The organism is Tabrizicola sp. TH137 (assembly GCF_002855575.1).
Taxonomy (GTDB): Bacteria; Pseudomonadota; Alphaproteobacteria; order Rhodobacterales; family Rhodobacteraceae; genus Paragemmobacter.
This window is the reverse complement of record NZ_PKRQ01000002.1, coordinates 257,447-269,251: the sequence shown is the minus strand read 5'-3', so window position 1 is coordinate 269,251 and position 11,805 is coordinate 257,447. Positions and strand designations below refer to the sequence as shown.

The 11,805-nt window shown below is 64.6% G+C and carries 10 protein-coding genes; 4 read left to right on the top strand and 6 right to left on the bottom strand.

Going from position 1 to position 11,805, the window contains the following annotated elements; genetic code table 11:
- Window positions 1–26: 26 nt before the first annotated feature.
- Window positions 27–1,274 (bottom strand): sarcosine oxidase subunit beta family protein, encoded by a 1,248-nt coding sequence (locus C0V75_RS06660; protein WP_101920137.1) that lies wholly within the window; start codon window positions 1,272–1,274, stop codon window positions 27–29.
- A gap of 210 nt (window positions 1,275–1,484) precedes the next feature.
- Here C0V75_RS06660 and ccmI point away from each other — a divergent pair, with 210 nt between their 5' ends.
- From ccmI to C0V75_RS06645, 3 genes are read left to right on the top strand one after another with little or no spacing between them, the layout of a single operon-like run.
- Window positions 1,485–2,708, top strand: a complete 1,224-nt coding sequence (gene ccmI, locus C0V75_RS06655; protein WP_101920136.1) for a c-type cytochrome biogenesis protein CcmI — start codon at window positions 1,485–1,487, stop codon at window positions 2,706–2,708.
- Window positions 2,705–3,187, top strand: a complete 483-nt coding sequence (ruvX, locus tag C0V75_RS06650; RefSeq protein ID WP_101920135.1) for a Holliday junction resolvase RuvX — start codon at window positions 2,705–2,707, stop codon at window positions 3,185–3,187. Before ccmI ends, ruvX begins: the two co-directional genes overlap by 4 nt.
- Entirely contained in the window at window positions 3,184–3,414 is a 231-nt protein-coding gene (locus C0V75_RS06645; protein ID WP_101920134.1) for a DUF1289 domain-containing protein, read from the top strand. Before ruvX ends, C0V75_RS06645 begins: the two co-directional genes overlap by 4 nt.
- Before the next feature lie 156 nt (window positions 3,415–3,570).
- Here C0V75_RS06645 and C0V75_RS06640 read toward each other — a convergent pair whose 3' ends face one another.
- From C0V75_RS06640 to C0V75_RS06620, 5 genes are all read right to left on the bottom strand, one after another.
- The gene (locus tag C0V75_RS06640; protein ID WP_101920133.1) at window positions 3,571–4,818 is read right to left on the bottom strand and encodes a Coenzyme F420 hydrogenase/dehydrogenase, beta subunit C-terminal domain; all 1,248 of its coding nucleotides are present in this window, start codon (window positions 4,816–4,818) and stop codon (window positions 3,571–3,573) included.
- Between the two features lie 76 nt (window positions 4,819–4,894).
- Window positions 4,895–5,395: a hypothetical protein gene (locus C0V75_RS06635; protein WP_158241792.1), complete on the bottom strand. Its 501-nt coding sequence runs from the start codon at window positions 5,393–5,395 to the stop codon at window positions 4,895–4,897.
- A 165-nt stretch (window positions 5,396–5,560) separates the two neighbouring features.
- Complete coding sequence (locus C0V75_RS06630) at window positions 5,561–6,067, bottom strand: hypothetical protein (RefSeq protein ID WP_143710388.1); 507 nt, start codon at window positions 6,065–6,067, stop codon at window positions 5,561–5,563.
- Window positions 6,068–6,187: 120 nt separating this feature from the next.
- On the bottom strand, window positions 6,188–9,859 hold the full coding sequence (locus C0V75_RS06625; protein ID WP_101920130.1) for a vitamin B12-dependent ribonucleotide reductase: 3,672 nt from the start codon (window positions 9,857–9,859) through the stop codon (window positions 6,188–6,190).
- A 426-nt stretch (window positions 9,860–10,285) separates the two neighbouring features.
- Window positions 10,286–11,209, bottom strand: a complete 924-nt coding sequence (locus C0V75_RS06620) for a DMT family transporter (RefSeq protein WP_371410671.1) — start codon at window positions 11,207–11,209, stop codon at window positions 10,286–10,288.
- 185 nt (window positions 11,210–11,394) lie between these two features.
- Between C0V75_RS06620 and C0V75_RS06615 the strand changes: the two genes are divergently transcribed.
- The gene (locus tag C0V75_RS06615; RefSeq protein ID WP_101920129.1) at window positions 11,395–11,805 is read left to right on the top strand and encodes a Fur family transcriptional regulator; all 411 of its coding nucleotides are present in this window, start codon (window positions 11,395–11,397) and stop codon (window positions 11,803–11,805) included.

The following is an 11,805-nucleotide window of genomic DNA, read 5'->3' as shown; positions in this document are numbered from 1 at the left end:
CTCGTTTCCTGTCGAACGCCCAACCATCAATGCGCCACCCCGGCGGCCACCGACTCGTCGATGAACCGCCCCTCCTTGAACCGCCACATGTCGAATTCCGCCGCCAGCGGCCCCGGCTCGCCCTTCGCCATCAGCTCCGCCATCGCCCAGCCCGAACCGGGGATCGCCTTGAAGCCGCCTGTCCCCCAGCCGCAGTTGATGAAGCAATTTCCCAGCGGGGTTTTCGAGATGATGGGCGACCGGTCCCCCGTCATGTCCACGATCCCGCCCCATTGCCGCAGCATCTTGAGGCGGCTGATGATCGGAAAGGTCTCGATCAGCGCCCGCAGCGTTTCCTCGATGTGATGGAAACTGCCGCGCTGGGTATAGTTGTTGAACCCATCCGTCCCGCCGCCGATGACCATCTCGCCCTTGTCGGACTGGCTCATATAGCCATGCACCGTATTGGCCATCACCACGATGTCCATGCAGGGCTTGATCGGCTCCGACACCAGCGCCTGAAGCGCCACCGCCTCCACCGGCAGCCGGAACCCGGCCATTTCGGCCACCTGTCCCGAATGGCCCGCCACAACGATGCCCAGCTTCTTGCAGCCGATGAAACCCTTGGTCGTCTCGACCCCCGTCACCTTGCCGTTTTCCGACCGGACGCCCTTCACCTCGCATTGCTGGATGATGTCCATGCCCATCTCGGAACAGGCCCGGGCGTAACCCCAGGCCACGGCATCATGCCGCCCCGTGCCGCCTCGCGCCTGCCACAGCGCGCCAAGCACCGGATATCGCGGTCCGTCGATGTTCAAGATCGGGCACAGCTCCTTCACCCGCTGCGGCGTGATGAACTCCGTCTGCACCCCCTGCAACGCATTGGCATGGGCCGTGCGCTGATAGCCGCGCACCTCGTGATGCGTCTGCGCCAGCATCATCACGCCGCGCGGCGAAAACATCACGTTATAGTTCAGGTCCTGGCTCAGCGTTTCATAAAGCGAGCGGGACTTTTCATAGATCGCGGCACTGGAATCCTGCAAATAGTTCGACCGGATGATCGTCGTGTTCCGCCCCGTATTGCCGCCGCCCAGCCAGCCCTTCTCGATGATCGCCACATTGCGGATACCGTGGTTCTTGCCAAGGTAATAGGCCGTCGCCAGCCCATGCCCCCCGGCACCCACGATGATGGCGTCATAATCCCTTTTCGGGGCGGGCGAGGTCCAGGCCCGTTGCCACCCGGTGTGATGGCGCAGCGCCTCTCGGGCAATCGCAAAGACCGAATAGCGTTTCATGGCAACCCCCGTTCGCGCGGCCCCAGTCCGGCCTGCGCTTCTTCTGGAACGCAACCGCCTTTACGCCCCACCCTCCAGCGGCACAATCGGGAAAAATGCGACATGAACGGCCTGCGACCCCGTCGCACAGGTCACTTTCGCGTTTCCACCTTCCGATCCGCCCCCCAAGCCGTTACATCCCAGGCAAGAAACCGAAACAGGACGGACGCGATGGAGACTGCCGCATTCTGGGCTGCCGCCGGGGGCATGGGCCTCGCCGTCGCCGCGCTCTTCGTGCTGGCCCTGATCCGCGCCCGGTCGGACATCGCCGCGGCGGCAGATTTCGACCTGAAGGTCTATCGCGACCAGTTGACGGAAATCGACCGCGATCTCGCCCGCGGCACGCTGGCCGCCGAAGAGGCAGAGCGTCTTCGCACCGAAATCTCGCGCCGCCTGCTCGATGCCGACCGCCACGCCCAGACGGCCACCCGCCAGGGCAGCACCGGCGGCATCGCCCTCGCCGCCGCCCTCATCCTCGCCCTGATCGGTGGCAGCTACTGGACCTATCTGCGCCTCGGCGCGCCGGGCTATCCCGACCTTCCGCTCGCCACCCGCTTTGCGATGTCCGAAGAGATGCGCGCCAACCGCCCCAGCCAGGCCGAGATGGAGGCAGAGGCCGCCGCCACCCGCCCGGCCCCGCTGACGCCCGAACCCGATTTCGCCGCCCTGATGGACCAGCTTCGCCAGACCGTGGCCGACAGGCCCGAAGATGCGCGGGGTCTCGAACTCCTCGCCACGAACGAGGCGCGGCTCGGCAATCTGACCGCCGCCCGCACCGCCATGGAAAGCCTCCTCCGCGTCAAGGGCGACAGCGCCACCGCCGAAGACCATGCCGCATTGGCGGAACTGATGATCATGGCCGCCGGTGGCCTCGTCTCGCCCGAGGCCGAGGCCGAGCTGACGCGCGCGCTCACGCTTGATGCCGGCAATGGCACGGCCCGCTACTATTACGGCCTGATGGCTGCGCAGGTCGGCCGCTTTGACCGCACTTTCGCCCTCTGGCGTCCCCTGCTGGACGAGGGCCCTGCCGATGCCCCCTGGATCGCGCCGATCCGCGCCCAGATCGAGGATGTCGCGATGCGCGCGGGCGTGCAGTTCACCCTGCCCGATGCACCTCCCGGCCCGGATGCCGACGCCATTGCCGCCGCCGAGGACATGTCGCCCGAAGACCGGCAGGCGATGGTCGAAGGCATGGTCGCCCAGCTTGGCAACCGCCTCGCCACCGAAGGCGGCACGGTCGAAGAATGGGCGCGCCTGATCGCCTCCCTCGCCACGCTCGACCGCAAGGCCGAAGCGCAAGAAATCTATGCCGAGGCCCTCTTGCGTTTCGAAGGCTCTCCCTCGCAGCAAAGCTTCCTGCGGGAACAGGCCCTCAATGCGGGTCTCACCCCGTGATCTGCGCCACCCTGGACGAGTTCCTCGCCGCCCTCCCGCCCAACCGCGCGATCTGCGGACTCGATTTCGGCGACAAGACCATCGGCATCGCGATTTCCGACCTGCGCCGCATGGTGGCAACCCCGGCCGAGACCCTGCGCCGGGTGAAATTCACCGAAGACGCCACCCGCCTCCTCGCCCTCCTCGCCACGCGTGAGGTGAGGGGAATCATCCTCGGCCTGCCCCTCAACATGGACGGCAGCACAGGCCCCCGCGTGCAGGCGACGCAGGCCTTCGCCCGCAACCTGTCGCGACTGACCGATCTGCCCATCGCCTTCTGGGACGAGCGCCTCTCCACCGTTGCGGCAGAAAGGGCACTGCTGGAGGCGGATACGTCGCGAAAGCGTCGGAAAGAGGTGATCGACGCCGTGGCGGCAGGCTATATCCTGCAAGGGGCCCTCGACAGGATGGGCCATATGGGAAACGGGGTGCCGTCTTGAAGGACGAAGTCTGGAAGCGCGACGAGGTGCAATCGCCCTGCGTCAAGCTCTGCACCATCCATCCCGCCGAACGCATCTGCGTCGGCTGCTATCGCACGATCGAGGAAATCTCCGCCTGGTCGCGCCTGACGCATGAGGCGCGCGGCGCCATCATGGCCGAACTCCCGTCCCGCGCCCCCCGCCTTGCCAAACGCCGCGGCGGCCGCATGGGTCGGCTGCAAGACTGACAATCGCCGCTGCTGGCACTTTCTGTCTGGAAATATCCTCAGGGGGTGAATTGGCGCGCAGGCGCCAAGAGGGGGCGGAACGCCCCCTGACGGCGGAGCCGGAGCGCGGCACGCGCGCAGGCGACAGGAAAGGCTTGCGCGCAGCGCTCCGCAGGATCACCGGCGGTCGCGGCGCTCTTCCCCCGCTGTCCGTGTCAACCCGTATGGGGCCACCAGCCGCCAGACATGATCCGGAACCATGGTCTTCACCCGCGCCGGAAAGGCGCGGCGCAGGTGCAGCACTGTCTCGATGGCCTTCATCTCCACCCGCGCCCGCGCGAATTCCAGCCCACGCGGCCCGATCCGCGGTTGCAGGAAGGCCACGATGGGCCGCGCCCAGTCAGGCATCGCCCGCAAGGGCAATCCGCCCGCCGCCCGCGCCACATTTCCCAGAAAGCCCTTCACCGCCCCCTGCCGCTTGCCCCTGTCCGTCAGCGGCCGCAGCGTCAGCCGGTCGCCCAGCAGCGCCAGCATCTCCTCCCCCCGCGCATTGCGCGCGATCACCCATTGATCGCCATCCCCCCCCATATAGCCCACCGTGATGTCGGCCAGACGGTTGGTGTAATCGACGCAGGTCTTGCAGGTCATGGGAAAGAAATCGGCGGGCAGCTTCGACAGCGGCAGCTTCAGGAAGGGCACTGTCCGTGTCGCCCGCCCGTCGTCATAGCGCAGCTCCACCCGGTAATCGGCGCGGAACTCCAGATAGCTGATCCGGTCCGGGCGCGGGTCGATCTGGGCCAGGAAATGGTGGAAATTCTCGGTCGTCGTATTGTCCGAACAGGGCGTCCCGATGACATAAAGCCGCTCCAGCCCAAGCTCGGCCTCCATCACCCGCAAGGCATGAATCTGGCAGGGAATGCCCACCACGGCAATCCGCCGATGCCCCGCCGCAACCGCCGGCTCCAGCAGCGCCAGCGTCGGGGCGAATCCCATCCGCATCCCCCGCACCCCGGCAAGCGCGGCCGGGTCCGTCACGATCACCGGCAGGGGTTTCCAGCGGTCCGCCGGATCGGGGGCCGTCGCCAGCACCGCCGTCACCGCCCCTGTTTCCAGCAGCCGCGCCGCCAGCGCCGTGGTGATCCCGGTCCATTGCGCGCCTGGCAAAGGATCGGTCATCCGCGCCCGCAGCATCCGCCGCGTCACGCCAAAGAATCCCTCCTCACCCTGCCTCGGATCGGCCACGCGCCCATGCACCTCAGCCTCCCGCGCCGGATAGTCGGGGGCGATGAATTGGCAGGCCTTGCCGCAGGCCTTGCCATCGCCCATCCGCGACACGCCGCAATCGGTGCAGAGGCCGGGCCGCGCCGCCCCGAACAGGGTCGGGGCCTCAAGGCCGGGAACGGGCGGAAAGGGACCATCAGGCATGCGCGCCTCGCAGAAGGGTCGGGGTGACCTGCCAACCCAAGCTAGCCCGCGTCAGCCGATCCGTCCAGCCTGCCTGTCAACTTTGCCTGACAGTTCGACCTGCGCCCCGCGCCGGGGGGCGATGCAGATCGGCGATAAGCCCGGGCAAATCCTCCGCCTTGCAATCCCGCCCCGTCAGCAGCGCCACCGACTGACGCGCGCTCCGGGCATTGGTCAGCTTCAGCCCCGACAGAACCTCCTCCAGCGGCCGCCGCGACAGAAGCACATGCGCCTGTGCCTGCACCAGCAGCCGGTGATGCACCGCCTGTCGCAGGGCCGCCCAGGCCGCAGCATCAATCAGGCGGGTATGGCCCCAGAAGCGGATCGGAAAAGGATCGTGATGCTCCGCGCGCACCCGGCTCCAGGCCGAAAGGCCACTACAGGGATCGCCCGTGTCGCCAAGACCGTCCACCCCCTGTATCAGCGCCTCTGACAGCGTTCCGATCCGGGCGACAGAGATCAGGCTTCCTCCCACCCGGCGCGGCATAGTCCAGTCCAGCGCCACATGCGGCGCCAGAAGCGAGGCGGCAAGGGTCACTCTGTCCAGGATGCGCGACATTGGGGCAAGGCCTCCGCTAGCGTCACCGTAACTCTAGCCCATCCGGCGACGTTGCGCAGGATGGCCGGGCGGATTGGTGGCAGACCTAGGGATGGACCAAAGGAAAAGGGCGGCGCTCCCAAAGCGTCGCCCCTGTTCCAAGCACTACAAAATGATCCGCATCGCTCGTGGTTTCGATCGCCTCAAGTTCCGCTTAAATGCACTCAGCGGGACAAACCGGCGCGCCCTATCGACGTAAGTGCGATCGGTAAATGCCCTGTATGCCAGATCACTACTCGCTATCCTGTAGTCCTCCAAAGCAGTCCCACATTGCAGGAAGACAGCAGCCAAGTTTGCTTCCTCTTCTTCTAGGGTTGGAGGACGAATCGCGAACCCGGCCTCTCCCTTGTAGAGTTCGAAGTGCTTGTTGACTGCGCCGCGAGCGTGGTGATCCAACTGCACATGCCCGGCTTCGTGGGCTAGGATGAAGTTGTCAATGTAACTACCACGGACAGCATTTTCCCAAAGCTTGCTATCTGCCGTAAGAGTGACGCGCCCGCCGAAAACAATCACGGCAGCTTTCTTTGGATAGTCAGAACCATTCCCGAACCGAAAGAGATTGATCGAAACACTTCCTTGATCGTCGACAAGCTCTTTCCAGAAATCTGTCATCTTGAAGAAGTCTCGGTCGGCGCAGAAAGCGCGCCGAACCGAAAGCATCTCATCATAGATCTCCGCTGCACGTGAAGGTCTAACTTCTGGCCAACTAATACCTCTACGCATTAGAAGCCCTCAGCTACAGCCGCTCGTGCCGCCGCAGGTGTTGCACTTCATGCAGGTGCCGTTGCGCACCAGCGTATAGTTCCCGCACTCCCCGCAAGGATCGCCCTCATAGCCCTGCATCTTGGCCTTGGTCCGGGCGTCCATGCTGACAGTTCCGGTCCCCAGCGCCGTCGCAGCCCCCACATCCGGCATCATCGCGCTGATCGCGGCCATGCCTTCCGTCCCGGTGGCCAGCGCCGTCGCCCCCATACCGCCCTGGAACACCACCAGCTCTTGCGGCAGACGCTTGCGCAGATAGCCGGTCGAAGAGATGGACTTCAGCAGTTCCACCGATTTCGACGCCGCCGTGTCGCTGACTTCCCCGAAGTTGCGCTTGCCCTCGTCATCGCCGCGGCCAAGGTCATCGAAGGCCGCGCCGGTGGGCTTCACATGCGCAAGGTCCGTGCGGTCCAGATAGCTGATCGCCAGTTCCCGGAAGATGTAGTCCAGGATCGACGTCGCATTCTTGATCGAGTCATTGCCCTGCACCATGCCGGCCGGTTCGAACCGCGTGAAGGTGAAGGCCTCCACGAATTCCTCCAGCGGCACGCCATATTGCAGGCCGACCGACACCGCGATGGCGAAGTTGTTCATCATCGCCCGGAAGCCCGCGCCTTCCTTGTGCATGTCGATGAAGATCTCGCCAAGGCGACCATCGCCATATTCCCCGGTCCGCAGATAGACCTTGTGGCCCCCCACGATCGCCTTCTGGGTATAGCCCTTCCGACGCTCCGGCAGCTTTTCGCGATGGGTGCGGATGATCTCGCGCACCACGATCTTCTCGACGATCTTCTCGGCCAGAACGGCGGCCTTCTCCTGCGCCGACCCGGTGGCGAGGATTTCCTCGGCCTCCTCGTCATCCTCGACCAGCGCCGCTGCCAGCGGCTGGCTCAGCTTCGACCCGTCACGATAAAGCGCGTTGGCCTTGATCCCCAGCGACCAGGACAGCTCATAGGCCGCCAGCGTTTCCGAAATCGTCGCCGAATTCGGCATGTTGATCGTCTTGGAAATCGCACCCGAGATGAAGGACTGCGCCGCCGCCATCATGTGGATATGGCTTTCCACCGACAGGAACCGCTTGCCCGTCTTGCCGCAGGGATTGGCGCAGTCGAAGACCGGATAGTGTTCCGGCTTCAGGAAGGGCGCACCTTCCAGCGTCATCGTCCCGCAGACATGGTCATTCGCCGCCTCGATCTGCGCCTTGGTGAACCCGAGATGACGCAGCAGATCAAAGGTCGGATCGGCCAGCTTCTCCGCCGGAATGCCCAGCGTGCCCTTGCAGAACTCCTCGCCCAGCGTCCACTGGTTGAAGACAAAGCGGATGTCAAAGGCCGAAGGCAGCGCGCCTTCGATCTTCTCCAGCTCGCGGGGGCCAAAGCCATGCCCGATCAGCGCCGTGTGGTTGATGCCGGGGCAGTTGCCAAGGCTGCCATGACCCACGGCATGGGCCACGATCTCGGCGATCTGGCTGGAAGAATAACCAAGCGCCTCCAGCGCCGCCGGCACCGACTGGTTAATGATCTTGAAATAGCCGCCACCGGCCAGCTTCTTGAACTTCACCAGCGCGAAATCCGGCTCGATCCCCGTCGTGTCGCAATCCATCACAAGGCCGATCGTCCCGGTCGGCGCGATCACCGTGGTCTGGGCGTTGCGATAGCCATGCTTTTCACCCAGGGCCAGCGCCTCGTCCCAAGCCGATTTCGCAAGCGCGACAAGGCTTTGGTCGGGGCAGTTCGCGTGGTCCAGTGCCACCGGGTTGACGTTGACCGCCTCATATCCCGACGTCTCGCCATGGGCGGCGCGGCGGTGGTTGCGGATCACCCGCAGCATGTGGTGCGCGTTGCGCTGATATCCGGGGAAAGCGCCCAGTTCCGCCGCCATCTCGGCCGAGGTGGCATAGGAGATGCCAGTCATGATCGCCGTCAGCGCACCGCAGAGCGCACGCCCCTCCACCGAGTCATAGCCCAGGCCCATGTTCATCAGCAGACCGCCGATATTGGCATAGCCAAGGCCCAGCGTGCGGAAGTCATAGGAAAGCTGCGCGATCTCCTTCGACGGGAACTGCGCCATCATGACCGAGATTTCGAGCGTCACTGTCCACAGCCGCGAGGCATGGACATAGGCTTCCGCATCAAACCGGCCGTCCTTGTAGAAGGTCAGCAGGTTCATCGAGGCCAGGTTGCAGGCCGTGTCATCCAGGAACATGTATTCCGAACAGGGGTTCGACCCCCGGATCGGCCCATCCTCCGGGCAGGTATGCCAGGCGTTGACGGTATCATGGAACTGGATGCCAGGGTCCGCACAGGCCCAGGCGGCATGGCCGACCTGATCCCACAGATCGCGCGCCTTGATCGTCTTGGACACCTTGCCATCCGTCCGGCGGATCAGCGCCCAATCCTCGTCATTCTGCACGGCCTTTAGGAAGGCATCCGTCACGCGGACCGAGTTGTTCGAATTCTGGCCCGACACGGTGATATAGGCCTCGCTGTCCCAATCCGTGTCATAGGTGGGGAATTCGATGCTGGTGAAGCCCTGCCGCGCATATTGCAGCACGCGGTTGGTATAGGTGTCGGGGATCATCGCCTTCTTGGCGGACTTGATCGCCGCCTTCAGCGCCGGGTTCTTCGCCGGATCGACCGAATCCTCGGCCGACCCGTCCCACTGGCGGATCGCCGCAAAGATCTCGTTCAGCTTCTGCTCATGCGCCTTGGACCCGGCGACCAGCGAGGCGACCTTCTGCTCCTCGATCACCTTCCAGTTGATGAACTGCTCGATATCCGGGTGATCCATGTCGCAGATCACCATCTTCGCCGCGCGCCGCGTCGTGCCGCCCGACTTGATCGCCCCGGCCGCCCGGTCCCCGATCTTCAAAAAGCCCATCAGGCCCGACGACTTGCCACCGCCCGACAGCTTTTCCCCCTCGCCGCGCAGGGACGAGAAGTTGGTCCCGGTGCCCGATCCGTATTTGAACAGCCGCGCCTCGCGGACCCACAGGTCCATGATGCCACCCTCGTTCACCAGATCGTCGCTCACCGACTGGATGAAGCAGGCATGGGGCTGCGGATGCTCATAGGCGCTGTCCGATTTCGTCAGCTTGCCGGTCTGGTAATCGACGTAGAAATGCCCTTGCGACGGGCCGTCGATGCCATAGGCCCAGTGCAGCCCGGTATTGAACCACTGGGGCGAGTTCGGCGCCGCCATCTGGCGGGCCAGCATGAAACGCATCTCGTCATAATAGGCCCGCGCATCGGCCTCGGTCGTGAAATAGCCGCCCTTCCAGCCCCAATAGGCCCAAGCGCCCGCCAGACGGTCGAACACCTGCTTGGCCGAGGTTTCGCCCACGAAACGCTCCCCCTCCGGCAATTCCGCCAGCGCCGCCTCGTCGGGTACCGACCGCCATAGGAATTCGGGCACGCCTTTTTCCTTCACGCGCTTCAGGCGCGCAGGCACGCCCGCCTTGCGGAAATACTTCTGCGCCAGAACGTCCGAGGCGACCTGGCTCCATCCTTCCGGAATCTCCACCTGGTCATTGCGGAACACCACCTTGCCGTCCGGGTTCCGGATTTCCGACGTGGTCGTCGTGAAGGACATCGCGCCATAGGCGCCCGTCGCCTCCGAGGTGAATTTGCGTTCGATCTTCATCGCTGCCCCGTCTCCAATTCTGGCGGGGCCTGCGCCCCGTCCGTGTTAAATCCATGCGGTCGGCAAGGCTGCGCCGTCCCACTGCCAAGGGGCAGAAGAATATGGCATCTCCTCTGATGCCCTTTTCTGGGATGGAGTGAACCCGCCTGACGAACCGCCACTATATCTTGTGGCACCACCGCTCACTTCGTCAAACTGTCGTAAAGCCGAAGCAGGATCAACGACAATTTTAGCATCCCGAAGGCGATTTTTCGCTTGACGGTTTTCCTGCAACAGAGGCCCCCGACAGCGCCTATCCCACTCGGTCAGACGGGAAAAGCCTGGGGAAAACCGCTTGGATAACACGGGGATGACGGCGGTTTTCCGCGCTATGGCCTAGGGTTGTGCGGGGGCATTCAATGGCTGCATGAAAGCGCAATCCGCCCTTCAGCGCCCGACATCCCCGGCATCAGGCGATTCTTTCGCCACGCGCGGGCGCCGGTTGATCAGCACGATGCCCAACGCAACCAGCGCCGCAGAGCCCATCACCTGTGCGGTGACCGACTCATCAAAGAAGACCGCGCCCAGCAGGATGGCCAGGATCGGGGTCAGGAAGGAAAAGCTCGCCACCGTCGCCGCCGGATAGACCGACAGCAGCCAGAGCCAGCCGATGAAGCCCCCCGCCACCACCAGCGATGACTGGAAGATCAGGCCCGCCACATGCTCGGGCTGCAAATCCCGCACCAGCGGCCCGAAGAAGGGCGCCGCCAGCAGCAGGATCGGGCCGGAAACAAGCACCATCCAGAACAGTTGCATCTCCGCTCCGGCATGGCGCAGCCGCGATGCCCGCGCCACCAGCGCCGTCGCCGCCCAGCCGAAGGCGCCTCCCAGCGCCAGCAGATCGCCGGCAAGACTGCCCTGCGCCGCATTGGGGTCGCGCGACAGGATCGCCCAGGCCGTTCCGGCAAAGGCCAGGGCCAGCCCCGCCGCCCGCATCGGCGTGATCCGTTCCCCCGGCAGCACGAAATGGGCCATGATCGCGAACCAGACCGGCATCGAATAGAAGATGACCGAAGCCCGGCTCACCGCCGTCAGATCCAGCGCCAGGAACAGGCACAGGAATTCCAGCGCGAAAACCGTCCCGATCAGAAGCCCCGGCCCCAGATCGCTCCGCGTCAACCGCGGCGGCCGCCCGCGCCAGTGCAGCCAGGCCCAGACGAAGCCCACAGCCAGAACCGACCGGAGCCCGGCAAAGAAAACCGGCTGCAACCCTTCATTGACCCATTTCACGATGATCTGGTTGAAGGCCAGCAAAAGCGCGATCCCGAAAAGCGCCGCCCCGCCAAAGGCATCCAGCCTGTCCTTGCGCATGATGCCCGCCCTTCCGCATGACCTGCGCCACAGTTCCGCCGCCCGCCCGGCGAAGTCAACCAGAGCCGCCACGGCCACATCCGGCAACGCGATGAAAAGACTGGCAGCTTGCGAATCGTTAGCACTGGAAGCGGGCGGGGAATTTCACGTAAACGGCATGTAAGGGAACAGGAACGAGGCAGGAGATGGCCGATATCATCGCCCGCTGTGAGGCCAAGGGCCTCCGCATGACGGATCAGCGCCGGGTCGTCGCCCGCGTCATCGACGAATCCGAGGATCACCCGGATGTCGAAGAGCTTTACGCCCGCTCGGCCAAGATCGACCCGCGCATCTCCATCGCCACGGTCTATCGGACGGTGAAGCTTTTCGAAGAGGCGGGCATCCTCGACAAGCTGGAATTCGGCGATGGCCGGGCGCGCTATGAAGATGCCGAACGCGACCACCACGACCATCTGATCGACGTCAATTCCGGCGACGTGATCGAATTCGTGGACCCCGAGATCGAGGCGCTCCAGGAAAAGATCGCCGCCCGTCTCGGTTACAAGCTCGTCGGCCACCGGCTGGAGCTTCTGGGCATCCCGCTGAAGAAGTCCTGA